This window comes from Herbiconiux sp. 11R-BC (assembly GCF_049472555.1).
Lineage (GTDB): Bacteria > Actinomycetota > Actinomycetes > Actinomycetales > Microbacteriaceae > Herbiconiux.
In genome coordinates, this window is the sequence record NZ_JBCEBO010000001.1 from 455,778 (window position 1) to 481,377 (window position 25,600).

27 protein-coding genes and 1 tRNA gene are annotated in these 25,600 nt (G+C 69.7%); 11 read left to right on the forward strand and 17 right to left on the reverse strand.

Annotation, left to right across the window (positions count from 1 at the left end; genetic code table 11):
- The first annotated feature begins 8 nt into the window (after positions 1 to 8).
- From VD659_RS02030 to VD659_RS02040, 3 genes are all read left to right on the forward strand, one after another.
- Positions 9 to 2,459, forward strand: a complete 2,451-nt coding sequence (locus VD659_RS02030; RefSeq protein WP_423259479.1) for a transglycosylase domain-containing protein — start codon at positions 9 to 11, stop codon at positions 2,457 to 2,459.
- Entirely contained in the window at positions 2,456 to 3,391 is a 936-nt protein-coding gene (locus VD659_RS02035) for a metallophosphoesterase (RefSeq protein ID WP_423259480.1), read from the forward strand. The genes VD659_RS02030 and VD659_RS02035 overlap by 4 nt, the downstream gene beginning before the upstream one ends.
- 81 nt (positions 3,392 to 3,472) lie before the next feature.
- A tRNA-Pro gene (locus VD659_RS02040) sits at positions 3,473 to 3,546 on the forward strand.
- A 78-nt stretch (positions 3,547 to 3,624) separates the two neighbouring features.
- On the opposite strand, the gene VD659_RS02045 is transcribed toward VD659_RS02040, so the two are convergent.
- The 5 genes from VD659_RS02045 to VD659_RS02065 form a co-directional block, all read right to left on the reverse strand.
- A complete protein-coding gene (locus VD659_RS02045; RefSeq protein WP_423259481.1) occupies positions 3,625 to 3,960 on the reverse strand; it encodes a hypothetical protein in 336 nt (111 codons plus the stop codon).
- Positions 3,961 to 4,033: 73 nt separating this feature from the next.
- Positions 4,034 to 4,828, reverse strand: coding sequence for a hypothetical protein (locus VD659_RS02050; protein WP_423259482.1), 795 nt, complete (start codon positions 4,826 to 4,828; stop codon positions 4,034 to 4,036).
- Positions 4,829 to 4,844: 16 nt separating this feature from the next.
- Complete coding sequence (locus tag VD659_RS02055) at positions 4,845 to 5,297, reverse strand: hypothetical protein (RefSeq protein ID WP_423259483.1); 453 nt, start codon at positions 5,295 to 5,297, stop codon at positions 4,845 to 4,847.
- A gap of 69 nt (positions 5,298 to 5,366) precedes the next feature.
- Positions 5,367 to 5,978, reverse strand: coding sequence for a thymidine kinase (locus VD659_RS02060; protein WP_423259484.1), 612 nt, complete (start codon positions 5,976 to 5,978; stop codon positions 5,367 to 5,369).
- A gap of 260 nt (positions 5,979 to 6,238) precedes the next feature.
- Positions 6,239 to 7,315 (reverse strand): Rv2578c family radical SAM protein, encoded by a 1,077-nt coding sequence (locus tag VD659_RS02065; protein ID WP_423259485.1) that lies wholly within the window; start codon positions 7,313 to 7,315, stop codon positions 6,239 to 6,241.
- Between the two features lie 96 nt (positions 7,316 to 7,411).
- On the opposite strand from VD659_RS02065, the gene VD659_RS02070 reads away from it, so the two are divergent.
- Complete coding sequence (locus tag VD659_RS02070) at positions 7,412 to 8,248, forward strand: class I SAM-dependent methyltransferase (protein WP_423259486.1); 837 nt, start codon at positions 7,412 to 7,414, stop codon at positions 8,246 to 8,248.
- Between the two features lie 27 nt (positions 8,249 to 8,275).
- On the opposite strand, the gene VD659_RS02075 is transcribed toward VD659_RS02070, so the two are convergent.
- Positions 8,276 to 8,674, reverse strand: a complete 399-nt coding sequence (locus VD659_RS02075) for a VOC family protein (protein ID WP_423259487.1) — start codon at positions 8,672 to 8,674, stop codon at positions 8,276 to 8,278.
- Between the two features lie 320 nt (positions 8,675 to 8,994).
- Here VD659_RS02075 and VD659_RS02080 point away from each other — a divergent pair, with 320 nt between their 5' ends.
- Positions 8,995 to 9,237 (forward strand): hypothetical protein, encoded by a 243-nt coding sequence (locus VD659_RS02080; protein ID WP_423259488.1) that lies wholly within the window; start codon positions 8,995 to 8,997, stop codon positions 9,235 to 9,237.
- On the opposite strand, the gene VD659_RS02085 is transcribed toward VD659_RS02080, so the two are convergent.
- The 3 genes from VD659_RS02085 to VD659_RS02095 all read right to left on the reverse strand — a co-directional run bounded on the left by VD659_RS02085 (position 9,189) and on the right by VD659_RS02095 (position 12,954).
- Entirely contained in the window at positions 9,189 to 11,003 is a 1,815-nt protein-coding gene (locus VD659_RS02085; protein WP_423259489.1) for an ABC-F family ATP-binding cassette domain-containing protein, read from the reverse strand. The two genes, VD659_RS02080 and VD659_RS02085, sit on opposite strands and share 49 nt — an antisense overlap.
- A 155-nt stretch (positions 11,004 to 11,158) precedes the next feature.
- On the reverse strand, positions 11,159 to 12,112 hold the full coding sequence (locus VD659_RS02090) for a ThiF family adenylyltransferase (RefSeq protein WP_423259490.1): 954 nt from the start codon (positions 12,110 to 12,112) through the stop codon (positions 11,159 to 11,161).
- Positions 12,109 to 12,954, reverse strand: a complete 846-nt coding sequence (locus VD659_RS02095; RefSeq protein WP_423259491.1) for a hypothetical protein — start codon at positions 12,952 to 12,954, stop codon at positions 12,109 to 12,111. The genes VD659_RS02090 and VD659_RS02095 overlap by 4 nt, the downstream gene beginning before the upstream one ends.
- Before the next feature lie 193 nt (positions 12,955 to 13,147).
- On the opposite strand from VD659_RS02095, the gene VD659_RS02100 reads away from it, so the two are divergent.
- On the forward strand, positions 13,148 to 14,029 hold the full coding sequence (locus VD659_RS02100) for a TetR/AcrR family transcriptional regulator (protein WP_137836974.1): 882 nt from the start codon (positions 13,148 to 13,150) through the stop codon (positions 14,027 to 14,029).
- On the opposite strand, the gene VD659_RS02105 is transcribed toward VD659_RS02100, so the two are convergent.
- Genes VD659_RS02105 through VD659_RS02115 form a run of 3 tightly spaced genes read right to left on the reverse strand, consistent with a single transcriptional unit; the run spans position 13,999 to position 16,798 of the window.
- The gene (locus tag VD659_RS02105) at positions 13,999 to 15,237 is read right to left on the reverse strand and encodes a hypothetical protein (RefSeq protein ID WP_423259492.1); all 1,239 of its coding nucleotides are present in this window, start codon (positions 15,235 to 15,237) and stop codon (positions 13,999 to 14,001) included. The genes VD659_RS02100 and VD659_RS02105 overlap by 31 nt on opposite strands.
- Positions 15,234 to 16,436: a sensor histidine kinase gene (locus VD659_RS02110; RefSeq protein ID WP_423259493.1), complete on the reverse strand. Its 1,203-nt coding sequence runs from the start codon at positions 16,434 to 16,436 to the stop codon at positions 15,234 to 15,236. The genes VD659_RS02105 and VD659_RS02110 overlap by 4 nt, the downstream gene beginning before the upstream one ends.
- 20 nt (positions 16,437 to 16,456) lie before the next feature.
- Positions 16,457 to 16,798, reverse strand: a complete 342-nt coding sequence (locus VD659_RS02115; RefSeq protein WP_423259494.1) for a hypothetical protein — start codon at positions 16,796 to 16,798, stop codon at positions 16,457 to 16,459.
- 90 nt (positions 16,799 to 16,888) lie between these two features.
- On the opposite strand from VD659_RS02115, the gene VD659_RS02120 reads away from it, so the two are divergent.
- Together VD659_RS02120 and VD659_RS02125 are read left to right on the forward strand one after the other, a co-directional pair.
- Positions 16,889 to 17,632: a TetR family transcriptional regulator gene (locus tag VD659_RS02120; RefSeq protein WP_423259495.1), complete on the forward strand. Its 744-nt coding sequence runs from the start codon at positions 16,889 to 16,891 to the stop codon at positions 17,630 to 17,632.
- A gap of 2 nt (positions 17,633 to 17,634) precedes the next feature.
- Positions 17,635 to 18,108 (forward strand): VanZ family protein, encoded by a 474-nt coding sequence (locus tag VD659_RS02125; protein WP_423259496.1) that lies wholly within the window; start codon positions 17,635 to 17,637, stop codon positions 18,106 to 18,108.
- 18 nt (positions 18,109 to 18,126) lie between these two features.
- Here the strand turns inward: VD659_RS02125 and VD659_RS02130 are convergent, their stop codons facing one another.
- Positions 18,127 to 18,729 (reverse strand): cation transporter, encoded by a 603-nt coding sequence (locus VD659_RS02130; protein WP_423259497.1) that lies wholly within the window; start codon positions 18,727 to 18,729, stop codon positions 18,127 to 18,129.
- 224 nt (positions 18,730 to 18,953) lie between these two features.
- Between VD659_RS02130 and VD659_RS02135 the strand changes: the two genes are divergently transcribed.
- The 3 genes from VD659_RS02135 (at position 18,954) to VD659_RS02145 (ending at position 21,258) form a co-directional block, all read left to right on the forward strand.
- Positions 18,954 to 19,994 carry a TerC family protein gene (locus VD659_RS02135; protein ID WP_423259498.1) on the forward strand — a complete coding sequence of 347 codons (1,041 nt, stop codon included), beginning with the start codon at positions 18,954 to 18,956 and terminating at the stop codon, positions 19,992 to 19,994.
- A 2-nt stretch (positions 19,995 to 19,996) separates the two neighbouring features.
- Positions 19,997 to 20,905 (forward strand): hypothetical protein, encoded by a 909-nt coding sequence (locus VD659_RS02140; RefSeq protein WP_423260034.1) that lies wholly within the window; start codon positions 19,997 to 19,999, stop codon positions 20,903 to 20,905.
- Positions 20,906 to 20,976: 71 nt separating this feature from the next.
- Positions 20,977 to 21,258, forward strand: a complete 282-nt coding sequence (locus tag VD659_RS02145) for a hypothetical protein (RefSeq protein WP_423259499.1) — start codon at positions 20,977 to 20,979, stop codon at positions 21,256 to 21,258.
- Positions 21,259 to 21,311: 53 nt separating this feature from the next.
- Here VD659_RS02145 and VD659_RS02150 read toward each other — a convergent pair whose 3' ends face one another.
- The 4 genes from VD659_RS02150 to VD659_RS02165 all read right to left on the reverse strand — a co-directional run bounded on the left by VD659_RS02150 (position 21,312) and on the right by VD659_RS02165 (position 25,500).
- A complete protein-coding gene (locus tag VD659_RS02150; protein ID WP_423259500.1) occupies positions 21,312 to 21,926 on the reverse strand; it encodes a hypothetical protein in 615 nt (204 codons plus the stop codon).
- 79 nt (positions 21,927 to 22,005) lie between these two features.
- Entirely contained in the window at positions 22,006 to 23,328 is a 1,323-nt protein-coding gene (locus VD659_RS02155) for a hypothetical protein (protein WP_423259501.1), read from the reverse strand.
- Positions 23,325 to 24,803: a malate:quinone oxidoreductase gene (locus VD659_RS02160; RefSeq protein ID WP_423259502.1), complete on the reverse strand. Its 1,479-nt coding sequence runs from the start codon at positions 24,801 to 24,803 to the stop codon at positions 23,325 to 23,327. Before VD659_RS02160 ends, VD659_RS02155 begins: the two co-directional genes overlap by 4 nt.
- A gap of 124 nt (positions 24,804 to 24,927) precedes the next feature.
- On the reverse strand, positions 24,928 to 25,500 hold the full coding sequence (locus VD659_RS02165; protein ID WP_423259503.1) for an LPXTG cell wall anchor domain-containing protein: 573 nt from the start codon (positions 25,498 to 25,500) through the stop codon (positions 24,928 to 24,930).
- Between the last annotated feature and the right edge of the window lie 100 nt (positions 25,501 to 25,600).

Sequence of the window (25,600 nt, forward strand, 5' to 3'; positions counted from 1 at the left end):
TCGTCGGTATGAGCGCAATCGCGGGCATCCTCGTCACAGCCATGGTCACGCCCGCACTCGCTGTCACCGGCATTGCCGCGAACAACTCCATCGGTATGTTCGAGAACCTGCCGAGCTACATCAAGCCCGACACCCTCGCGCAGAAGACCAACATCTTCGCCACCAAGAGCGACGGCACCCCGGTGCTGCTCGCCTCGGTGTTCGAGCAGGACCGCGAAGAGGTGGGCTGGGACCAGATCTCCCAGTACGTGAAAGACGCCGTCGTCTCCACCGAAGACCCGCGTTTCTACACCCACGGCGGCGTCGACGTGGCGTCGAGCCTCCGTGCGGCGGCCGGCAACGCCGCCGGCACCTCGGCCAGCGGCGCGTCGACCATCTCGATGCAGTATGTGCGCAACATCCAGGTGCAGAAGGCCGAGGCCATCCAGGACCCGGCGCAGCGCGACGCCGCCTACGCCGAGGCCACCAAGACCTCCATCGACCGCAAGCTCAAAGAGATGAAGCTCGCGATCGGCCTCGAGAAGTCGTACTCCAAAGACGACATCCTGCTCGGCTACCTCAACATCGCTCCCTTCGGCGGCCGCGTCTACGGCATCCAGTCGGCCGCGCAGTACTACTTCAGTGTCAACGCCTCCGACCTCACCATCGCCCAGGCCGCGAGCCTCGTGGCCACGGTGAACGCGCCCAACGACCTGAACATCGACAACCCCGCCAACGTGGCCGACAACCAGGCCCGTCGCGACAAAGACGTCCTGCCGTCGATGCTCAAGGAGCACACCATCACGCAGGCGCAGTACGACGAGGCCATCGCCACCCCGGTGACCCCGAAGATCTCGCAGCCGTCCACCGGATGCCAGACCGCCAACGACTACGCGGCCGGCTTCTTCTGCGACTACGTCACGCACATCGTGAAGAACGATCCCGCGTTCGGCGCCGACGAGGACACCCGCTGGAACAACTTCAAGACCGGCGGCTACCAGATCTACACCACGCTCGACATGGACCTGCAGAACGCGGCCATGGCGGCGATGAACAGCTACGTACCGAAGTCGAAGGCCGAGGCCGGTTTCGACCTCGGCTCCTCGCTCGTCACCGTGCAGCCGGGCACCGGCAAGGTGCTCGCGATGGTGCAGAACAAGGACTTCAGCGCCGACCCCGACGTCACGGCCACCAACGACGGCGCCACCGCCATCAACTACAGCACCGACTTCGACTACGGCGGATCGACCGGCTTCCAGGTGGGGTCGACCTACAAGATCTTCACGCTCGCCGAGTGGCTGAAGACGGGTCACTCGCTGAACGACGTGATCAACGGCAACGCCGGCACGCTGAACCTCGCGCAGTTCAAGGACAGCTGCCTGAACGACCCGAACTCCGGCCCGTACGCCGTGGTCAACGATGGCGGCTCGAACCCCGGCAACGTCACGGTCATGCAAGCGACGGCCAACTCGGTGAACCTCGCGTTCCTCCGCATGGCGCAGAAGCTCGACCAGTGCGAGATCCGCAAGACGGCCGAGTCGTTCGGAGTGCATCGCGCCGACGGAAGTGCGCTCACCGAGTTCCCGTCCGACGTGCTCGGAACCAACGAGGTCGCGCCCCTCACGATGGCCGCCGCCTTCGCCGGCGTCGCGGCCGACGGTAACTTCTGCACCCCGATCGCCATCTCGAAGATCCTCGACGCGAACGGCGCAGAGCTCCCTGCGCCCACGTCCACCTGTTCGCAGGCGGTTCCCGCGAACGTGGCCTCCACCATGCTGACGGCGCTGCAGGGTGTGATCAACGGCGGAACGGCGACGCTGTCGAACCCGAACGACGGCATCCCCCACTTCGGCAAGACCGGAACCACCGACTCCGAGAAGGACACCTGGTTCGTGGGCGGCAGCACGACCCTCGCCACCGCCGTCTGGGTGGGCAACGTGGTGGGCAAGGTCTCGATCCGCAACACCACGATCGCCGGGAACTCCGGCGGCAACGTTCGCCATTACATCTGGAAGCAGTACATGACCGATGCCGACGGGAAGTACGGCGGCGACGCCTTCCCGGCGCCCGATCAGACCCTGCTCAACGGCGTCAAGGTGGCCATCCCGAACCTCGCAGGCATGACCATCGACCAGGCCAAGGCCGCCGTCACGGCCGCCGGCTTCGACTTCCAGGACGGCGGTCAGGTCGACGGCACCGCCGCGGCCGGCACGGTCGCGAGCAGCAATCCGGAGGGCCAGACGAACAAGGGCTCGACCGTGGTGGTCTACACCTCGAACGGGCAGCTCCGCACGGTTCCGGATGTCAACAACAAGTCCCTGAAAGATGCCAAGGCCGCCATCACCGGCGCAGGCATCGAAGCGAACCAGATCATCGTGCAGGGCCCGAACAACGACAACTCGATCGTCACCGGCACCAACCCCGGTGGCGGCAGCGTGATCCGGTACGGAACCGACCAACTCCGCATCACCACAAAGTGACACGCACGTCGCGGGCCGTGGCCGCCGCTCTGGGAGTAGCGGCCACGGCCGGCCTCGGCGCCTTCGCCTACGGCGCCGCGGTCGAGCGGAAGCGCTACACGCTACGCACCGCGACGGTGCCCGTGCTCCCGCCGGGCGCCGCCGACATCCGCGTGCTGCACCTCTCCGACCTGCACATGGCCCCATGGCAGCGTGACAAGCAGGCCTGGGTGCGGGCCCTGGCGCGCTTCGACCCGCATCTCATCGTCGACACCGGGGACAACCTCGGCCACCGCGACGGACTGCGCGGCGTGCAGGCGGCCCTCGACGTGTTCCACGGCGTGCCGGGGGTCTACGTGAACGGCTCGAACGATTACTTCGGGCCCACGTTCAAGAACCCTCTCCGCTACTTCATGGGCCCATCGAAGCACGCCCACGAAGCCGAACGGCTCGATACCGCAGCGCTCGAGAGCTACTTCGCCTCGCTCGGCTGGCAGGGCCTCAACAACGCGGCCGCCACCGTCGAGATCGACGGCACCATCATCGACTTCTTCGGCGTCGACGACCCGCACCGGCACTTCGACCGACTCGACCGCATCCCGGGCGCGCTCGACGAGCTGCGCGAAGAAGACGACCGCGGTCCCCGGCTCACGGTGGGCGTGGCGCACGCGCCCTACCAGTACGTGCTCAACTCCTTCGTCACCCACGGCGCGGAGCTGATCTTCGCGGGGCACACCCACGGCGGGCAGGTCTGCGTGCCCGGCTACGGCGCGCTCGTCACCAACTGCGACATCCCGCGCAGGCAGGTGAAGGGCCTGAGCCTCTGGCGCCACGGCTTCCACTCGGCGTTCCTCAACGTGTCGGCCGGGCTCGGCACCTCGATCTACGCCCCCGTCCGCTTCGCCTGCCCGCCCGAGGCGAGCCTGCTCACCCTCACGGCGCGTTCCCGCTGAGCGGGGCGGTCCCGGAGCGCGAGAATATCGGCTATCCTTATTGAGGCCTCAGCCGGGTCTTCCAGACACGGCGAACCACTTCGGGGTGTGGCGCAGCTTGGTAGCGCGCCTCGTTCGGGACGAGGAGGTCGTGGGTTCGAATCCCGCTACCCCGACAGAAAGAAGCCGGTCAGAGAATCACTCTCTGACCGGCTTCTTGCGTCTCCCGTCACGCCGCGGCGCCAGGAGCTCCGTCAGCTCGGGGTGTCGAGATCAAAGCGGTCGAACTCGCTCACCGACATCGCGGCTGCGCGGGGCAGGTCGAGCAGCCGGGTGCGCCGCTGCAGGTAGTCGATGATCTCCTCGCCCTGCGGATCGTCGAACGGCGACTCCACCGGGCGGCTGATGAACTGGCTCGCCGGGCCGATCACGAGCTGCACCGACGTGGGCCTCCCGCTGTCGTCGATCACCGGGATGTCCACGGTCTCGGCGCGCTCGTTCTGCCCGAGCGCCGCGGCGAGCTGGAGGAGTGCATCGGCGATGGCATCGGCGGTCTGAAAGGTCAGACCGGCATACGAGACACTCTTCATGTCCTCAACCCTGCCCCCGAGGCCCTCGACCAGCAACCCCGGCAGCGGTTCCCGGGCGCGGCGCGCGGTGCGCTCAGACCTGCGAGACGAAGCGCAGCGTGATGTCGATCACCGTGGCGACGACGATGATCAGCGAGGTGAGCCCCCCTCCCGCGAGGAGCAGAAGCGGATGCGCGAGGCCGATCAGCAGGCGGTGCGTGCGCGGGCTCTCGCTCAGGAAGTGCTCGGGCATCCGCGTGTGGCTCGGGCGGCGCGCCAGCCCGCGCAGCCGCAACAGGAAGTAGGCGCACCGCACGGTCAGGATGACGAGCAGCAGCGAGGCCACGAGCGGAATGGACGCCACGAGGATGTCGAAGCCGTTCGCGATCGCCCTCGCGTCGCTGTGGCGGTCGAGCGAGGGCAGCACGAGTGCGAGCACGGTGCTGACCACCACGGAGAGGGTCCACACTCCGAAGCCGAACACGTAGGCGAAGAACCGGGAGAGGAAGTGCCCGAGCACCGACGACTCCCGCCGAAGGTGCGACTCCGGCGTACGCCAGAGGCAGATCGAACTGGCCACGACCGTGGGCAGGCTCGCCACGGCGCCGATCGCCATGAACACCGCCGCGTGCCACTGCAGGAACCAGGCCGGCACGAGCAGCAGCGACCAGGCCAGGAACCAGATCCAGCCGGCGGCGAAGGAGTGCTCGACCACCCAGCCCGGATGCCGGCCCTCGACGCGCGCCGCCACTCGCTCGATCAGGGGGTCGCGCTGAGCGCGTGGAGCCGGGGCCCTCTCGCCGGGCACCGGGTTCAGCGGAGGCAGCGGACGCCGGCCGTTCGGAACGGGATGCGCCTCACCGGCGCCCGGCGGAACGGGCTCGGTCACCGACGCCGCCCCGCAGCTACTTCGCGGCGGTGACGTTCACCGTGAACGACACCCGCGCGTCGGTGGTGGGGTTCGACAGCACCACGTCGGTCGAGCCGACCGCGAGCGGCGTGATGCCCGGGTTGAAGGTGGCGCTGCCGTCGTTCTTTCCCGGCACGAACTCCGCGATCGCGGGGTCGGCGATCTTGGCGGTCCAGACCGTGGGGTCTTCGCCGCTCGCCGTCACGAGGTCGATGGTGTTGCCGAGCGGAACGTCGACCGTGGTGCCGTCGATGTCGGCGACGTTCACGATGATGGGCGGGAGCATGCCGGCGGAGCCCGCCGTGCTCGAGGCGCTGCTCGACGGCGCCACCGCGGTCGGTGTCGCCGCTCCGCTGTCGCCGGAGCCCGAAGAGCAGGCAGCGAGACCCAGTGCAGCGGCCGCGGCCAGCGCGGCGGCGGCGAGGATCCGGGTCGATGTGTTCTGCATTGCTGCCCCCTGGTGTTCGATTCCAACGGCTAAAGGTAGCATTCGGGGCCCGTTCCGCCCCGGCGGCGCTCAGGCGCGGCCGAGCACCCCGTGCGACTCCTCGAGGTAGCAGGCCCCGCAGAGCGACTCGTAGGTCACGTCTTCCCCGTCGATGGCCACCTGCGCGCCGTCGAAGAGATACCAGTCGCCCACCTTGCGGGCGTTGAAGATGGCCTTGCGGCCGCAGCGGCAGATGGTCTTCAGCTCTTCGAGGCTGTGGGCGATCTCGAGCAGGCGGATGCTCCCCGGGAAGCCGGCCGTCTGGAAATCGCTCCGGATGCCGTAGGCCAGCACCGGCACGCCGTCCATGATCGCGATGCGCAAGACGTCGTCGACCTGGGCGGGGCTGAGGAACTGGGCCTCGTCGATGAGCAGGCAGCTCACGTCGACCCCGGTCTCGGTCAGCACCTGCTCGCGGCGGGCGGCGAACTCCACCCGCACCTCCGTGTCGGGTGCGATGAGGAAGTCGACGTCACGGGTTACGCCGAGCCGGGAGACGATCTGCACGTCGCCTTTGGTGTCGATCGCGGGCTTCGCGAGCAGCACCTGCTGGCCGCGCTCCTCGTAGTTGAAGGCGGCCTGGAGCATCGCGGTGCTCTTGCCGCTGTTCATCGCCCCGAATCGGAAGTACAGTTTCGCCACTCGAACACCCTATGCCCTCATTCGAGGGTGACTCCGAGGGTGAATTGACCCCTGTTATGCGGTCAACTCCCGGTTTCGGAGCGCACCATTGATTCATCAGTTCACCCGAATTGCAGATCGGCCGAAGATTCCCCATCCTCAATGGCCGATCGACTCGGCCGGCCGCTCGGTTCCCCATCCTGCGGCCGGCCGCCCTTCTTTAACGGGCGGCCTTCGACGGGAAGCCTCTTCGGCGTCTTCAAGCGCATCCGGCGTCGCCCTCAGAACAGCATCGGCTGCGCGTCGCCCACCGGCCCGAAGCTCGGCACGGTGAGCGCATCGGCGCGGCCGGGCCGGGCGAGCGGCACCCCGGGCGCCACTCCCCCGGTGACCTCCGACGGACGCCCGCGCTGCAATCCGTGCTTGCGCACGAGGGGCTTGATTCGGGCGGCGAGCCAATCGCGGTACTCCTTGGGCGCATACGTTCCCTTGGCGTAGATACGCGCGTAGGGCGCGACCAGCTCGGGATGCTCGCGGCTGAGCCACGCGAAGTACCACTGCTTCACCCCCGGCTTGAGGTGCAGGGCCGAATAGACCACGCTCGACGCCCCGGCCGCGGCCGCCAGGCCGAGTGCCCGGTCGAGGTGCTCGTTCGTGTCGGTGAGCAGCGGCAAGATCGGCATGAGGAACACCTGGCACTCCAGGCCCATCTCGCGCACGGCCGTCACCGTGGCGAGCCGCGCCTTCGTGCTCGGGGTGCCCGGCTCGATCGACTGCTGCAGCTCGTCGTCGTAGATCGCGATCGACATCGCGAGGCTCACGGGCACCACCTCGGCCGCCGAGGCGATCAGCTCGAGGTCGCGGCGCATCAACGACCCCTTGGTGAGCACCGAGAACGGCGTGCCCGAGCTCACGAAGGCGTCGATGATGCCGGGCATGAGGGCGTAACGCCCCTCCGCGCGCTGATAGGGGTCGGTGTTGGTGCCGAGGGCCACCGGATGCCGCTCCCACGACTTCTTGCCGAGCTCGCGCTTGAGCACCTCGCCCACGTTCAGCTTCACCACGATCTGCTGGTCGAAGTCTTTGCCGGCGTCGAGCTCGAGATAGCTGTGCGTGGGCCGGGCGAAGCAGTAGACGCAGGCGTGCGAGCAGCCCCGGTAGGGATTGACGGTCCACGCGAACGGCATGACCTTGCTGGCGCCCGGAACATGGTTGAGCGCGCTCTTGGCGAGCACCTCGTGAAAGGTCATCCCCGCGAACTCGGGTGTCTGCACCGAGCGCACGAGGTTGTTCAAACGCGCCAACCCGGGCAGGGTGGACGGTGCTTCCGAGTCGAGGGTCTGGCCGGTCCAACGCATGCCGACATTCGAACAGATATTCGAACGGGCGTCAAGGTGCACAATGATCAGAGCGCGTCCGGCGCGAGCGAGCAGAACACGAGAACGGTGGACACCATGGCCCACGAACACAGCTGGGTTCCGCAGATCCAGGCGACCGATCGCCTCTCCGCCGCGCTCTACGAGGCGATGACCGCGTGGATCGACCCGGCCGCCCACGCCACCGTGCTCGACATCGGCTGCGGCCCGGGCGGCCTGCTCCCCTATCTGGCCGACGCGGCCCCGCGCACGCACATCGTGGGCGCCGACCACGACGACGAGTCCCTCGACGCCGCTCGCTCGCTCGTGGCCTCGCTCGAGCTCGGCGACCGCGTGCTCGTGGAGCACGGCGACGCGCTCGATCCGGGGAGCCAGCCCGGCCCGTTCGATCTCGTGATCGCCCGCAAGATGGCCCACCACCTCCCCGACCAGGTCGAGGGGCTCCGGATGCTCGCCGCCCGGCTCTCGCCGAGAGGCCGCCTGATCGTCGGCGAGGGCGGCCTGCCCACCAGTTGCCTGCCCTTCGAGCTCGGGCACGGCCGCCCGGGCCTCATGTCGCGACTGGAAGCCGCGGAGTCGGCGCGGTTCACGGGCATGCGACGCGAGCTGGAGCATCCGGTGACCTCGCGCTACGGCTGGAACGTCGTGCTCGAGAGCGCCGGGCTCGTGGTGGAGGAGACGAAGAGCTTTCTCTGGGATGTCCCGGCGCCGGTCTCCGACGAGGCCCGCGCGCACATCCGCTCCACGCTGCAGCACCACCTCACGGGCGACACCCGGCAGTATCTGAACGACGAGGACGTGGCCACGCTCGAGTGGTTGCTCGACCCGGCGAACCCCGACGGGGTCGATCACCGGCGAGACCTGTTCATCCTCGGGGCGTCGACGCTCTACCGCTGCGCGCTGCCCGCATCCTGACCGCGCCGCGGCCGGCGGCGGCCGCGCTCAGAGAGCGGGGGCCGCTTCGTAGAGTTCGAGCGGCTGCCCGTCGGGGTCGGTGAAGAACATCATCGCGCGCCCCGTGTGCGGGTCTGTGCGCAGCTCCTCGCAGGGCACTCCCGCCGCCAGGAGCTCGGCCCGCGCTTCCGCCACCGAGTCCACCTCGAAGGCGAGGTGGCGCAGGCCCGTGGCCTCGGGCCAGCTCGGGCGCACGGCCGGATCGGGAAAGGAGAACAGCTCGATGAGGTACTCGCCGTTCAGGGCGAGGTCGCCCATCCACGAGTCGCGCTCGGCCCGGTAGACCTCACTGAGGAGGGTGCACCCCAGGATGTCGAGGTAGAAGGCCTTCGACCGCTCGTAGTCGGTGGCGATGACGGCGATGTGGTGCACGCGATTCAGTCTCACCCAGACACCGTAGCGGGCCGGACCACCGAGCGGGCTTAAAGAATTTAGCGGGATGAGAGGACCCGATACTCTCATCCCGCAAGGAGACGCCAACGGACCTGCCATGTTGAGCCGTTACCCTTACGGCCATGATCCAGGCCCGCCTCAGACGTCCCCGTTGGCCTCACATTACACGGTCGGGCGGTTCACGGAAGCGGGTTGACAGAAGCCTGTCGTCGCACCCTCGGCGGCGTCTCGGATTCTTATTATTCTCGTAACACAGTGTCAATACGGGGTGGATACGCTCGATAATGAGAACAGGGGAATCGATCGGGGGAATCGTGAACGACATTGTGATCTTCGCGCAGACGGGCACCATCGCCACGCTCGGGCGGGCGGGCGACGACCCGGAGACCAGCACGCCGCTGGCCACCGTCTATCTGCTGAAAGACGGCTGGCACATGAAGCTGACGCACCGGCACGACCGGTTCGCGTGGTCGGGGCCGTACGCCTCGCCCGCCGACGCGGCCGAGAACTACACGCCGGTCGAGGCGACCGGGCCCATCCCGCGTCTCGCGGTCTGAGGCGCCTCGACGGCTGACGCGCCTCGCAGCGCCAGCACCTCACCGTTCCAGCGCCGGCGCAGCCACCGGTCGTGGCTCGCGACCACGACCGCGCCCGGATAGTCGCCGAACGCGTCTTCCAGTTCGCCCGCGAGGCCGAGCGAGAGGTGGTTCGTGGGCTCGTCGAGCAGAAAGAGGTGCGGCGGCTTCGCCACGATGATGGCGAGGGCGAGCCGGCGCTGCTGTCCTACCGAGAGCGCGCCCGCAGCGCGGTCGAGGTCGCGCGGGGCCAACAGCCCGAGGGAGGCGAGCGGGATGCGCTCGGCGGCCGCCTCGCCCAGAGCCCGCCGGTAGAGGACGCGGGGTGAGGCATCCGGGTCGGCAAAGCGCACGTCCTGGGTGAGCAGGCCGACCCGCAGTCCCCGGCGGCGTGACACCGTGCCGCTGTCGACGGTCTCCAGCCCGACGCCCGCGCCCGGGTTCGCACCGCCTCCCGCACCCCTGCCCGCGAGCACCCCGAGCAGCGTCGACTTGCCGGCGCCGTTCGCTCCGGTGACGAGGATGCGCGAGCGCGGCTCCACGGCGATGCTCACGGAGGCGAGGCGGCCGTCGATGCGGGCGCCGTCGAGCACCAGCAGCGGCCCCGCGTCGTCGGGCAGCGGATGCGCGCCGTGCGGCATGCCCGCGAACGAGAGCGGGGCCGGCGGCTTCGGGGTCTGCGACGCGGTGAGCGCGTCGAGTCGGCCGCGGGCGTCGCGCACCCTCCGGCCGATCTGCGCCTGCACGCGATTGCCGGTGGTGCCGTAGTTCATCTTCTCGTTGTCGCGACGCGGGGCCGCGTGCGAGACCTGGCGGCTGGTGATGTCCACCGCCGCACGGAGGCGCACCAGCTCCTGCTGCTCGGCCTCGTAGTGCTGCTGCCAGCGGCCGCGCTCGGCCGCCTTCACCGCGAGGTAGTCGCTGAAGCCGCCGCCGTAGCGGCGGGCCGGGCTCGTGGCGCCCGGGTCGATGTCGACCACCGTGGTGGCGACGTCGTCGAGGAAGGCCCGGTCGTGACTCGCGAACACCACGGGGCCGCGCCAGTTCACGACGGCGCGGCGCAGGTAGTCGACGGCGTCGTCGTCCAGGTGGTTCGTGGGTTCGTCGAGCACGAGCGCCGTGGGGGCGCGAAGCAGCAGGGCGGCGAGCGCGAGGCGGGATCGCTGGCCCCCGCTCACCTCGCCGAGGCGGCGCTCGAACGACAGCGCCGCGAGGCCGAGCCCGGCGAGCACCTCGTCGCGTCGCGCCTCGGCGGCCCACACGTCGAGCCGCTCGGCGCGTTCGAGCGCGTTCGCGTAGCGCGCCGCGGTGTCCCCCGTCGCCCCGGCCCCGGTCCCGGCATCCTCGCCCGCCGGAGGCCCGGCGAGCGCGAGAGCCGCCTCCTCGAGCTCGCGTACGGCGGCGCGGGCCGGAGCGAGTGCGTCGTCGAGCAGGGCGCCGATGGTCTGCGAGTCGGGCGCCGGCAGCTCCTGCCAGAGCAGGCCCACGGATGCCGGACGCGAGACGAGTCCCGCATCCGGGACCTCGACGCCGGCCAGGATGCGCAGCAGGGTCGACTTGCCGGCCCCGTTCTCGCCGATCAGGCCCAGACGCTCGGCGGGGTCGACCACGATGCTCACGCCGGAGAGCACTGGAAGATCGCCGTACGCGTGCGAGACGCCGTCGGCGCGCAGATGCTCCGGGCCGCCGGTGGTGTGGTGCAGAGGCCCGATTGCGGGCGCAGAGGCAGAGTTGTCGCGGTGGGCCACGGAGGCCGCCCTTCTCGAAGAACGAGGGATCCCGCCGGGCGCTGGCGACCGCGATCGCGATCAGCCGGCCTCGGGCGCGGGACGGAGGGGCGTCATCTCTTCATAGCCCCACGACACTAACAGCCCGCGTCGCTCCTCCTCAACCCGCGCTGCCGCTACTCGGAGCCGGAGGCGCGGCGCGCGATGTCGTCGTGGCTGTAGGCCGCGCGGGGGTTGCGGCCGAAACGGTCGCGCACGGCGGCGCGCAGAACGTGCCGGAGGTGGGCGACGCGGCCCGCACGCAGCACGCGCCCGCGCAGCGAGTAGGCGTCGAGGTAGGCCAGCCGGGGAGCCCAGATGGGCTTGCGGCGGCGGTTGTCCACCCCGGCCGCCGCCGTGAGGTGCAGGAACGCCTGCGTGGTGCCGATGGCGCTCGCGAGGTCGACGCCGGGCGAGATCGACGGAAGCGAGATGCGGGAGCCGTCGGGCGCATCCGTGGTCATGGCCACCAGGCCCCGCAGGTCGCTGTAGGGCGGGATGTAGGGCAGGAACCTGGAGTAGTCCACGGTGGAGGCCGCGATCTCCTCGAGTGAAGCCTCCGCCGGGAGCCCCATGAAGCGCTCGAAGGTGAAGCGGCTGCGCGGATGGAACGCCGTCACCTGCGCGGCGAACCCCACGTTCACCACGAGCAGGTCGGGGATGCCGAGCAGCCGCGCGGTGCGCGCGATGGTGGTGCCGATCTCAGGATGCGTGGTCTCGGACTCGTCGAACACGAGCGTCGCCCCGTCGAGGAACTCGCCGACGTTCTCGACCGTCACGCCGTCGCGGTAGATGTGCACGACCGCGGCCGGGTTGATCTCGCGCACCTGCTCGCGGAACACCTCCGCCTTCGCACGACCGTAGGTCGCCGTGGTCGCTCCGGGCACCCGGTTGGCGTTCTGCGGCTCGAAGTCCTCGGGGTCGGCGATGCTGAAGCTCGCCACGCCCATGCGCGCGAGCTTGAGGCCCACCTGGAAGCCGACGCCGCCCACGCCGGCGATGGCCACCCGGGCGCCCATCAGGGCCTGCTGCTCCGCCTCGTTCCAGAACCCGTAGTTGCGGGCGAACTCCGGGGAGCCGAGCGATTTCATCCGCCGTCGACGGCCGTCGCCGGCTCCGCCGCCGTCGCGGCGAACTCCGCGACGGGCGCGGGTGCGGCCGCTGCCTCGCGCTGCGCCCGCGAGACCCGACCGAAGTACTCCAGCTCGCCGTCGGCCGCCATCAGCGTGCCGAGGATGGTGGCGTTGCGCTCGGTGATGCGCGCGGCCGATCCGGCGAGGTCGAACTCGACCGGCAGGTTGTAGTCGAGGTAGTGCTCGATGTACCGGGGCTCACCGATGCGCGAGATGGCGAGCCAGCCCGCGAGGTGGCGTTCGAGCCACGGCTCGATGATGGCGAAGGTGCGGCCCACGTCGTGGCCAGAGAAGTAGGCCGACATGAGGGCGAACAGGTGCCACTGGATGAGCTCCTGCATGGCCACGCGCTCGTGCCGCGCGATCACGCGCGAGACCTCGACGCTGCCGAGGTCGAGCGGGTCGTCGGCGAACAGCTCGGGGCAGAACTCCTCCACCGGCAGGGGCCGGTCGGTACCGTCGTTCCCCTTGATGATGGTGCGGGCCACGCCCACCACGCGCACGCCGTCGGGCGCGTTCTCGAGCACACCGAAGGTGATGGAGCGGGCGTCGTCGTCGTCGCGGTCGGTGCCGTCGGAGGAGAGGTCGGACGGCGCGAGCTGGCCGGTCTGATCCACGTAGACGCGCCGCCGGAACTCGAAGTGCTCCCGGTAGGCCGTCTCGAAACCGGGGAGCGCGACACCGTTGATGCCGATGATCCCCGTCGCGAGGCGAGCCTCGGGGTCGGCCGCGAACGCGGCGGAATCGGCGATGACCGGTATGACCTCCGCGTTGGTTACCGAACGATCAATTCGCGACACCGGTCAGCTTCCGAGCCTTTGCCATCACATCAGTCATCAACCGGAGCACTTCAGATCCTCCGTAATCAAGGAGTGGATGGCCGTCCGGCGTGTCCGCGCGAAGCACGCTGCCGTTGTCCCGAGCATAGAAGCGCGGCAATTCGTTTGCAACTTGGGACGTTATGTCTCAAAATGGTGCTGAGAAGGGGCAACTATGTCTGAAAACAGCTGGACGAAGTCCGGAGCCGGCCGCACCCGGGTGCCCAAAGACGAAGTGCGCACGAAGCTGCTCGACACGGCGATGTCCCTCGTGCAGGCCAACGGCCTCACGGTCGGTTTTGAGCACCTGCTGATGGACGACCTCATCAAGGAGGCCGGGGTTCCGCGCAGTTCCGTGTACCGGATCTGGGAGTCGAAGGAGGCGTTCTTCGAAGAGCTCCTCAGCGAAGTGGCCAACCAGGTCTCTCCGGGCCGGGCCGACGAGGAATCGCTCGTCGCCACCTGGGAGTACCTCGGCTTCCGCGCCGACGAGCTGCGCACCGCCGAGGGCCGCCGCCGCATCCTCGTCGACGTCACCGGTATCGCCGCCGAGCAGAACTTCGAATCGGTCACCTCCTCGGTGCAGTGGCGCACCTACGTCGCCCTCTCGTCGACCGCGCTCTCCTATCCCGACACGCGCGTGCGCGAGCGCATCATCGAGGCGCTGCGCAACAGCGAGCTGGCCTTCCTCGACCAGATGGAGGTGTTCTACCGCAACATCGTTCCCGCGGTGGGCTACCGCCTGCGCCCCGACCTCAACGACGACTACCGCCCCCTGGTGGTGGCGGCCGCGGCCATCATCGAGGGCCTCGGAATCTCGCGGACCACCATCCCGGACCTCGTCGAGGCGCGCTACAACGTCGACAACGAGGGCCGGCCGGCGGAGGTGTCGCTCGCGGCGATCTCCTACCACGCCATCATCATGGCGTTCATCGTGCCCGACCCCAACTACGACGCCGAAGCGGCCATCGCCCGCCTCAGCTCGGGTATCGACGAGATGCCGGTGGTGCAGCCGCGCAGCCGCGACTACGACGGAATCGACGACTCGGGTTCGTAGGCGAACAGCATCCGGAGTTCGCCGCCGCCGACGGTGACGTTGGCGCGCCCGAAGACCGAGTTCATGACCGTGATGGCGGTGCCGAACTGCGAGCGCACGGCGGTGTCGCCGCCGTCGAACGGCGCACGAACGAACACGCTGCGGTGACGCCCCACCCCGTTCACGCGCACGTGGGGCGGCTCCAAGGCGGCCGCTGCGGCCCTGGCGGCAGCACCGGCAGCACCGGGGGCCTCGGGGGCCTCGCCCGGCGCCGATCCGAGCTGCTCGGCGCGGGCCGCGAGAAGGGCTGCCAGAAGAGCCCTGAGCGCCACCTTCTGCTCCATCGTGAAGCGGTCGGCGAGCGCGGTGTCGTCGTGCACCACGAGGTCGCCCGGATGCGCGCGGGCCAGCCGTTCGAGCCAGGGCAGCCCCATGTCGGTGATGATCACCGAGCGCAGCAGCGCAGAGATGCGGCGGGCCCGGGCAGCGTCGGCCTCGGTGACCTCGCCCCGCTCCAGCACCCCCTCGAGGAAGGGCACCAGCTCCACCGACAGGGCCTCGCGCCCCGACTCCCTCAGCAGCTCCCGCAGCCGGATGCGCACCCGCCGGCTCAGTCCGCTCTGCTCCCGGGCAGCGGTCTCGGCCACCCGGGAGAGCCCGAGACTCAGCCGGTAGGAGAACACCGAGGCGCCCACGCCGAAGAGCACCACCGGGATCACGGCGATGATCGACGACGAGAACGGCAGCACCCCGTCCGCCGGGCCGAGTGCGGTCTGCAGGCCCGCCATCGCCCCCACCACGAAGCAGGAGACGACGGTGGCGAGCGCGAGGTCGCGCCCGGGCCGGAACTCGGAGAACGCGAGGATGAACACCCCGATCACGAGCGGGCCCCAGTTCTGCCAGAAGTGGCCGGGTACGCCCCAGGTCCCGAGGCTCGCGGCGACGCTGGCGAGGTTCGCCGCCGCGATGACCACGCCGAAGCCGAGAAAGCGCACGGGAGTGTTCACCGGGTCGGTCACCACGATCAGCAGCACCGTGGCGGCGATCACGAAGAACAGCGCCGTCAGGGCGAAGAACGGGTCGGTGATGGCGTCGACCTCGCCGACCGTCCGCACGAGGGCGTAGGCGAGCGCCCCCACGCCCGCGCAGACGATCAGGGGGTAGAGCGACCGGGCGGTCACCGGATCGGACCGCTGCGGCACCCCGCGCCAGAACAGGAACCCTCTCATTCCTCGGCCTCCCAGGCGTGCTCGGGCGCCACCGGCAGGGTGAACATGTAGGCGGTGCCGTTGCCGGGCGCGGTCCAGAGCTGCACCTCGCCGCCGGCGTCGCGGATGCGCGCGAGCACCGACTGGGCGACCCCGAGACGGTCGGGCGGCACCGCGGCCGGGTCGAAGCCGCGGCCGGCGTCGGAGACCATGACGACCACCGCATCCGGAGCCCCGTCGACCACGACCTCGGCGCGCTGCACGCCGGAATGCTGCCGCGCGTTCACGAGCGCCTGCCGCAGCGCGAGCGACACCGCGGTGGCCACGGCCGGCGTGAGCCGGTGCAGTGAGGCGAGGTCTCCGGCGACGTCGACGCTGAACCCGCCGGCGCGGGTCTCGGCCAAGACGGCGGCGACGCGGGGCGGGATGCCGTCGTCGGGCGAGGCTGCGGCCTCGTCGTCGGGCCACCAGGCGCCGTCGGCGATCATCGCGAGGTCTCGGCGCAGCGCGGCCTGCTGCGCCGGGGTCAGGGGCCCGGGTTGCTGGTGGGAGAGCACCGTGAGCTCGCTCAGCACGGTGTCGTGGAAGAGGGCCACGACTTGGCTCTCGATCTCCTGCTGATAGCTCATCGCGCTCGTGTCCCGCAGCGCGCGTTCGACGGTGCGCAGCTCGCGGCCGTTGCGGCGGTCGAGCAGCAGACTGACACCCGAGGTGACGGTGATCACGACGGCGGCCGCAGCGGTCATGAAGTCGAAGGAGAGGGCGACGCCGGCGTTCAGCGCGGCGAGAAGGGTGGCAGCCTGGCCGGCGACGTAGGCCGCGACGATGAACGCGAGCGCCCGCGCACCCAGAACGGTGGGGGCGATGGTGTAGATGAAGGCGATCTGCGGCAGGGCGAGGATGTAGGGCGAGTCGGCGATCGTGTTCGTGGCGTCGTGCAGGATGACGGCCGTGTAGACGCCGATGCTCGCGCTGCCGAGCAGGAGATACGCGATCATGCTCGGGAGGTCGCGGCGCACGAAGGTGGTCACCATCAGCGCCGCGATCGGGATCAGCAGGAGCAGCGCCGGCCAGGGCCCCGGCCCGTGCGCGTTGATGCTGCGCAGGGCCACGAGGGCGGCGGCCAGGATGAGGGCGCTCGAGCCGAGCGCGAGGGTGGCGCGGGAGAGGGCGTTCGCCGCGCTCTCCGCGCCCGAGCCGTGCGGCATCCCCAGTGTCATCGTCTCCCCCTGGAACAAGCCTACGAGGGCGGGGGCGCCCGATGCACCTGAGCGGTGAAGACGCCGAGGCGGGGGCGCGCGGAGATGTGGGCGATGGTGAGGCCGTGCGGCTCGTAGATGGCCCGGGCGGCCTCGTGCAGCACCTCGGCCGTGGTCGGCGAGGGCAGCGCGACGCGGTCGACGGCCACGACCAGGCCGTCACCGTCGCCGAGGTGCAGCCGGAACTCCCAGGTCTCGGAGGTGGCCCGCGTGCCGGGATCCGACACCACATCGACACAAGTGCCGGTCACGAGAACGGCGCGCGCCAGGATGGCCGGAGCGAGCCCCGCCTGCATGCTCGGGATCCCCCCGACGTTCGCCACAAGGCGATCGTATAGCGAAAACGCCCGGTGTCGGCGCACCGCCCTCTCGTCGTGGATCGGGCTCCCGGGTGCGCCCGGTACGCTGGGGCGATGCCGACGCGACACGAGCAGAAAGCCGAGACCCGCGCGCAGATCATCCAGGCCGCCGCGCAGGAGTTCGGCGTGCACGGCTACCGGGGCACGAGCTTCGCGTCGATCGCCGAGGCGATGGGCCGGCCGAAGTCGGCGCTGGGTTACCACCAGTTCCGCTCGAAAGAAGAGCTCGCGGCAGCCGTCGTGCACTTGCAGAACGCGCGCTGGGAAGAGCTGCGGGTCGCCGTGCAGAACGGCGTGCGGCCCGGCGTGCCCCGGCTGCTGAGCCTGCTGCTGACGGCCGCGCTCGACGCTCGCGAGAACCCGCTGGGCCTGGCGGCACTGCGGCTGCTGCTCGAGCGGCAGTCGAACGGCCTCGAGCTGCCGCCGGGGGCCTTCGGATGGCGGGCCTCGGCGCGAACACAGCTGAACGAGGCCGTGCGGCTCGGCCAGCTGCCGGACGCGACCGAGGTGAGCGCGGCGACCGGCATCATCCTGAACGCCAGCCTGGGCCTGTTCGAGGCCGAGAACCGCGGGCTGCAGGCCGCTGACAGCCGTCGCGAGCTGAAGGCGTTGTGGCGAACGCTGTTGGCCGGGCTCGGCGCCGCCGACGTCGACGGTCTGCTGCGCGACACCGTCGTGGTGGTGCCGCTCACGAGCGAGCTCGACCGGGTGCGCGAGAGCGGCGGCGCGGGCGGAGTGCCCGAGCCGGGTACGCAGCGACTGCTGCTGCCCCTGTCGCTCGAGAGCGAGACGCCCTGACCATGCCGACGGCGTCGTCGCCACGGCCGTCGCCGAAGCCTTCCTCCCCCACTCCGTCACGCCGGCACGCGCGGCCCATCGCGGCCGGGCTGCTCATCGCCTACTCGCTCGTGGTGCTGCTCATCGTGGCGTGGCCGACGCCTGTCGACGCCCCTTCGCACTCGACGCTGCTGGCGCTGCTCCGGGCCGTGCACAAACTGCACGTGCTCATGTTCATCAACTACGCGCAGGTGGAGTTCCTCGCGAACGTGGCGATGTTCGTGCCGCTCGGTCTGCTCATCGGCGTGCTGTTCGGCCGGCACCGCTGGGGCTTCGCCGTCCTCATCTGCTTCGGGGTGTCGTCGCTCATCGAGACCGCCCAGTTCTTCTTGCTCCCCGGCCGCTACGGCACCGTCGACGACGTCATCGCGAACACCCTCGGCGCTCTCGTCGGGGCCCTGCTGGCGCGGGCGTGGCTGCGCCGTCGCGCCGACTGAGCCGGCGCATCCGGGTCGTCACGCCGGCGCCGGTCTGAAGATGTGCACGGCCTCGCGGACGGCGTAGTACACGATCACGAAGCTGGCCACCGGGTCGGCCCACCACCAGCCGAGTGCGGCGTCCGCGGCGATGCCCAGCAGCACGGTCATGGCCAGCACGCCGTCGATGAGCGTGACCCGGCCTTCGGTGATCAGCACCGGATTGCCGAGCGCCCGCCCGGTGCGCGCCTTGCCGAAGGCGAGGGCGAACATGACCAGTGCGGTCACCCCCGTCCACACGATCCCCGCGGTGCTCGGCGAGGCGTGATGCGCCGTGAGCAAGGCCAGCGACGACTGCACGAACAGGTAGGCCGCCAGCAGCACGAAGGCGATGCCGATCAAGCGCAGGGCCCGCCGCTGGCGCGCTTCGCCGGTGCCGGAGAGCTCCCACAGCACCACCGTGCTCGCGCCGATCTCGATCAGGCTGTCGAGCCCGAAGCCGAGCAGCGCGACCGATGAAGCGCTCACGGCGAGCACCGCGAGCACGACGACCCCCACCACGTTCCAGGCGAGTGTCGCGATCTCCAGTGCGCGCCCGCGCCGTAGGAGACGTTCCGCCGCTGTCGCCGAGTCCGAGCTCACACCTGATTCTCGCAGCCGCTCGCCCGCCACCGGCCGATCGCGCTCCGAGTCGCGTCTCCGGGCGGCGTGCGGTATCGTGGAGGCAACAAGGGGAGTACTCCCGTCTGCGGTGAGCCCGTCAATACGGATGCGTCGAAGCGTCCCGGGCCACAGGTTCCGATCTCGATCGGGGCGGAGGAGACCTTGGCGTCATCGTTCACGCCGATTCCCTTTGGAGTACACCCATGCAGGTCACCCCGCTGATCTGGATCATCACGATCCTCGTCACGATCGCCTTCTTCGTCTACGAGTTCTTCGCCCATGTGCGAAAGCCGCACGAGCCCACCATCGCCGAGTCCGCACGCTGGTCGGCGTTCTACATCGGCCTCGCACTGCTCTTCGGGGTGGGGATCGGCGCCGTCTCCGGCTGGAACTACGGCGGCGAGTACTTCGCCGGCTACCTCACCGAGAAGGCCCTGTCGATCGACAACCTCTTCGTCTTCCTGCTCGTGATGTCGGCGTTCGCGGTGCCGAAGGCCTATCAGCAGAAGGTGCTGATGATCGGCATCGTCATCGCGCTCATCCTGCGCGGCGGGTTCATCGCGGTCGGTGCGACGCTGATCGAGAACCTCTCGTGGATCTTCTACCTCTTCGGCGCTCTCCTGCTCTTCCTCGCGTACCGGCAGGCCTTCTCGAACCACGAGTCCGATCCGGCGAACGGTCGCTTCATGGGTCTCGTGCGCCGCATCCTGCCCGTCAGCGACGAGTACGACGGCGACAAGCTCACCGTGGTGAAGAGCGGCAAGCGCTTCGTCACGCCGATGCTGCTCACCATCATCGCCATCGGCTTCATCGACCTGATCTTCGCGGTCGACTCCATCCCCGCCATCTACGGCCTCACCAACGAGGCGTACATCGTGTTCACGGCGAACGCGTTCGCGCTGATGGGGCTCCGGCAGCTGTTCTTCCTCATCGGAGGCTTGCTCGAACGCCTCGTGTACCTCTCGCAGGGGCTCGCCGTCATCCTGGCGTTCATCGGGGTCAAGCTCGTGTTCCACGCCCTGCACGTCAACGAGTTGCCGTTCATCAACGGCGGTGAGCCCGTTCTGTGGGTGCCCGAGATCCCGATCTGGTTCTCGTTGCTGTTCATCGGAGCCACGATCGCCGTCGCGACGACCGCGAGCCTGCTGAAGACGCGGGCCGACGGGCGGCGCGAACCGGTCGCCGCGGCGACGCCTCCCTCATCCTCTGCCTCGTCTCTCGAGCGAAAGGATGCCTCCAAGTGAGCATGTTCTCGAAACTCGGCGATCTGGCCAAGAAGGCTCTCGACGGCTCCGGGTCCGGGTCAGGCTCCACTCCTGGTGGCGCATCCGGGCAGCCCGATTGGCGCTCAGTCGTGCGCAGCGCGGCGGATGCGCTGACGGGCGAGGGGCGTTCCGCCGCCCCTGGCGCGCAGACCGGGCGCACCTCGGCCGCCTCCCCCTCCCCGCACACGGCCCCAGCCGGCCGTGGGGCCCCCTCCGCCCCGGCCACCCAGGCCGACCGGGCGGCGATCGCCCGCTACGACTACCTCCTGCAGACCGCCGACCCCCACCAGATCGAACAGGTCCATCGGGAGGCCTTCGCGCGGCTGACCCCAGCCCAGCGCGCCCAGATCGAGGATCGGATGCGCGCCGAACTGCCCGGATCGGAACACCCTCGGTCATCCGGGCCCGACGACCTCGCACGAGCAGCCACCCGCACGGAGGCGTCGCGGCCTGGAGCCCTCCGCGGCCTGCTGGCCCGCGCCGGCGTCGCGGCAGGACCCGGTGGTGGCGGCTACCGCAACGGAAGCGGAATCGGCCGGGGTGCGCTCGCCGGCGGCGCCGGCGCCGGCGCCGTCGCGGGTGCCGGTCTTGCGGCGGGCGGCGTGCTCGCCGCGGTCGCCGGAGGCGCCGTCGTCAGCTCGGTGGCCGGCCCGCTCCTGGAGCAGGCCGCCTCGTTCGGCGTCGACTTCGACGCCCTGGCCGGCTCCCTCGATCTCGAGGGCCTCACGGGCGGACTCGATGGCGTCGCCGGCGGGGTCGGCGAACTGGCGACGGGCGCAGGCGAGTCGGTTGCCGGCCTGGGTGACCAGGTGAGCGGTCTCGGCGACCAGGTGAGCGGTCTCGCATCCGGGTTCACCCTCCCCGGCCTCGACGACTTCTTCGGCCGCTGACCCGGCGCTGACCCGGCCGCGCCGTCCGTCCGCGCCTAGTCGTCTGCGAGCGCAGAAGTTAGCGTGGATACATGGCCCCGACTCGTCGCAGCACCCTGTTCGTTCTCCCCGTTGCCGCCGTCGTGCTGATGGTGGCAGGGGTCATCGCGATCGTGATCTCCACGTCTCAGGACGCATCCTTCGGATGGTTCGCCTACGCCCCGCTCTCCGGCACGGTCTTCACTCCCCATGCCGCCCTCGTCGTCGGTCGGGGTGCGGTCGCGGGCGCCGTCGTCGCCGTGCTCGGGCTGGCCGCCCTCGCGTTCTGGGGCGGCTACCGTCTGGCGACATCGCGCGCGAAGCGCGCTCGCTGAACTGTTCGTCGAGGCGAACGACCGCGTCGAGAGCCGCGCGTCGGGCCGCACACCTACCGGCTTCGCAGGGCCGCCTGGTAGCGCGCAGGATCGTTCCGCGTCTCCTCGGTGAGCAGCAGGCCCGCCGAACCGATCGGCCGCGTGTACGACCCGCGGCACGGGATGAGAACCAGCTTGGTGAGCCCCGCCCGCCAGGCCGGAACCAGGGCGTCCAGCGCCTTCCACTCGGGAGATTCCGCAGCCGGTGTGTGCACCTGCGAGCGAAGCTCCTCGAATCGCGCCGCCTCCCAGTCGTTGAACTCCGTCGTCAACGCGTCGTCGCCGAATCGCTCACGCCAAGACGGTCCCACCAGCTGCGCGAGCAGCTCGGCCCGTTCCGATGACCCGACCGTCGCAGCCGTGAGCCGGTCGAAGATGGTCGGGTCGGCCGGGATTCCCGCGTGCGCCACGCACGCCCCCCACAGCTCCGGCCACGCCTCCTGCCAGTCCGTCCAGGCGCCAGGGCGATCGCCCTCAACCGCAGCGGGGGTGTCCGAGAGCAGAGGCGGGAGATCCTCCCCCTCGGGTTGCAAGCCCCACGCTTCTCGAATCCAGAGAAGCTCGTGGAGCGCGTGCGGCGAGTTCTCGATCGTGAGCTGCATGTCGTGCGGCCACGGATTGCCCGGCATCGGAGTAGATGAACGCATCGATCTCCTTACTTTCATTCAGCCTAGGCCGGAAGGCGCGAGACCCCCCACTCCCAAACCACTACCGCCGCGCCTTCACCAACCCGCCGGCAGCCCGCCCCGCCCAGGTCACGCAGAACTCGAGCGGCCCCCGCCGCCCCAGCAGCACCAGCACCGTGCCGATCACCAGCACCAGCCCGAGGTTGAGCGCGAACATCCCGAAGCTAGACAGATACCACGGCGTTCCCAGCGCCACGTAGTCGGCGTAGCTCAGCGACGACCACGGCGCCGGCAGCAGCAGCCCCGTCACCACCGCCACCAGCAGCACGTGCGCCGTGTAGCTCGTGAGCGGCGCTCGCCCCGCCCCGATCACCGGCGTCAGGATGCGCTGCGCGAGAAGCCCGAGCACGCTTCCCACCAGCATCAGCACCCCGACGGCCGTCACCGCGAACCCGCCGGTCAGCAGCAGGTCGACCGTCGACCCGGTGTGCGCCGCCGGCGTCAGCAGATACCAGGCGCTGCTGGCCGAAGGATGCCCGCTGCCCGACTGCAGCAGCAGGCCGAGACCCTGCGAGGCCGGGATGCGCGCATCCGCCGCCACGCCGGCCGCGGCCCCCACGGGCCCGAGTACGAGCAGGCTGACCACGATCCCGAGCACCCACACCGCACCCCCCGCCAGCGCGACACGCACCCCCACCGACCGCAGCGCCGCCACCGACCGGATGCGCACCACAGCCCGCCCGATCAGCACACCGCCGAGCCCATATGCCAGCCAGATGATGGCTGGATACGACCCGGTGAACAACACTTCGCGCAGCACCCCCACAGGGTCGCCGAGGTCGGCCCACGAGACGTTGCCGCTCACCACGTGCTCCCCCGCCGCCCGGGCAGCGCCGATCGACGGTGCACTCCACAACGCCACCAGCCACGCGAGCACCGGCGCCCCCACGGCCACCACCCCCGTGACCACCGCCAGCACCCACGTCGGCACCGTCAGCAGCGGCGCGATCAGCCAGAACATCACGCCGTAGTACACGAGGATCACGAGCAGCCGCACGTCGACGAGGTCGAGCGTGAGCCCCAGCGCGATGAGCGCAGCTCCCCGCCCGAGCAGCATCATCCGCGCCGAGCCCACGCGCCCGGAGGCCACCGCGACCCGCGTCGAGAGCACGATGCCCACCCCCGCGAGCACGGCGAACAGAGCGGATGCGCGCCCGTCGAACAGAGCGCTCCCCGCGATGCGCTCCCCCGACGGCATGTCGGCGTAGAGCCAGGTGTGCGTGGCGATCATGCCCGCAATAGCCACGAACCGCGCCAGGTCGAGCCCGACGATGCGGCCCGGCCCGGCCGCGGCAGCAGCATCCGGCCCGGGAAGGGCGCTGGCCTCTCCCGGGGGAGAACTCATCCGCGGGTCAGTTCCAGCACTTCTGCGGTCGACTCGAGGGTCTTCTCGGCCTGGCGCTTGTGCTCATTGAGCTGGGTGCCGAGCGAGGGGATGAGCTTGCCGAGCTGCTTCTCCCACGCCGGGTACTCCTCGGGAAAGCACTTCGCGAGAAGGTCGAGCATGATCGGCACGGCCGTGGATGCGCCGGGCGAGGCCCCGAGGAGCCCCGAGATGGATCCGTCGGCGGCGGTGATGACCTCGGTGCCGAACTGCAGCACTCCACCCTTCTTCGCATCCTTCTTCATCACCTGCACCCGCTGGCCAGCGGTGATGAGGTACCAGTCCTTGGGGTCGGCGGTGGGCATGAACTCGCGCAGAGCGGCGAGCTTCTTCTTGCGCGAGGCGAGCAGTTCCCCGATGAGGTACTTCATCAGGTCGCCGTTGTCGCGCGCCACGGCGAGCATCGGCCCGATGTTGTGCGCCCGGATGCTGGCCGGCAGGTCGAGCCACGAGCTCGACTTGAGGAACTTGGGGCTGAACCCGGCGTAGGGGCCGAAGAGCAGCGACGACTGACCGTCGACCACGCGGGTGTCGAGGTGCGGCACCGACATGGGCGGGGCGCCGACGGCGGCCTTGCCATAGACCTTGGCGTGGTGCTCGGCGACGACGGCGGGGTTGTCGGTGCGGAAGAACTTGCCGCTGATCGGAAAGCCGCCGAAGCCCTTGATCTCAGGGATGCCGGACTTCTGCAGCAGCGGGAGCGCGTGCCCGCCGGCGCCCACGAACACGAACTTGGCGTTCACGGTGTAGGGGGTGTTGCCGATGCGCTCGCGCACCGAGACGTTCCAGCTGCCGTCTTTCTGCTTCTTGAGCTTCTTGACGTCGGTGTCGAGTCGCAGCGTGGCGCCGTTGGCCACGAGGTAGTCGAAGAGTTCGTGGGTGAGCGAGCCGAAGTCGACATCGGTGCCCGAGGGCACGCGGGTGGCGGCGATCTTCTCGCCTTTCTGGCGGTCGCGCACCAGCAGCGGCGCCCACTGGTAGACCACCTTCGGGTCGTCGCTGAACTCGATGCCCGCGAACAGGGGCTCGTTCTTCAGCAGCTCGTAGCGGCGGCGCAGGTAGTCGACGTTGTCCTCCCCGCGCACGAAGGTCATGTGCGGGGTCGGGTTGATGAAGGAGGTGGGGTGGGGCAGAATGCCCTGCTCCACCAGTGAGGCCCAGAACTGGCGGCTCACCTGGAACTGCTCGTTGATCTTCACGGCCCGGGTGGGCTCGATGCTGCCGTCGGCGGCCTCGGGCATGTAGTTGAGCTCGGCGAGGGCGGCGTGGCCCGTGCCGGCGTTGTTCCAGGGGTTCGAGCTCTCCTGCCCCACGTCGCTCAGGCGCTCGAAGATCATGATCGACCAGTCGGGCTGCAGCTGCTTGATCATGGTGCCGAGGGTGGCACTCATGATGCCACCGCCAATCAATGCGACGTCGACATTCTTTGTGCTCACGAGGAGAGTTTACGCCGGTTGTATACAAGCCGCCGCCACTGCACTGGTGACGCTCGGGTTAAATGCCGAAGCCCCCGCCTTTCGGCGAGGGCCCCGGGCATCGGGTATGGGATGTTCGCGGCTACTAGGAGTTGACCGAGGACTTCTGGCGACGGACGATCGTGAGAACGATCACGAACGCCGCGCCGAGGGCGAGCAGTCCGCCACCGGCCCAGATGCCGAGCGTCGGGTCCATGGCACCCGTGTTGGGCAGGCTGCCCGACGAAGAGCCGGTGCCACTGGTGGTCCCGGTTCCACTATCGCTGGGGGCACCCGTGGAGATCGCGACAGTCGCGATGCGACCGGACTCAAGGCCCGTCGCCGTAATGCTGTAAGCGCCGGAAGCGTTGAGCGGAAGAGTAACGGAGAGTGCTGCGGAGCCGCTGGCATCCGCCGACTTGGTGATCGACTGCGAGTCGACTGCGCTCACCACGGAAGCGAGCGTGGCACCGGATGCGTTCTCACCGGTGAGCGTGAACGAGACAGGCTCACCCGGAGTGAACGAGCCCGGAGCGAAGCTGACGGTTCCCGTTTCACCCGGAGCGAGAGAGCCCGGAGACGAGATGTTCGACGGCGGCACGTAAGCGTTGGCTGCGGTCGGTACTGCGAAGATGGCGACGATCGCGAGAGCCGCGACGGCCAGTGCTTTTTTCATCATGATTGAGGTTCCCCACCCTTTGTTGTTTAAGGTTCAGCGCGTAAAAACAGCGTCGAGTCTGACGACCGACGCTGTCGTGTTGCAGATGAATCTTTCACCA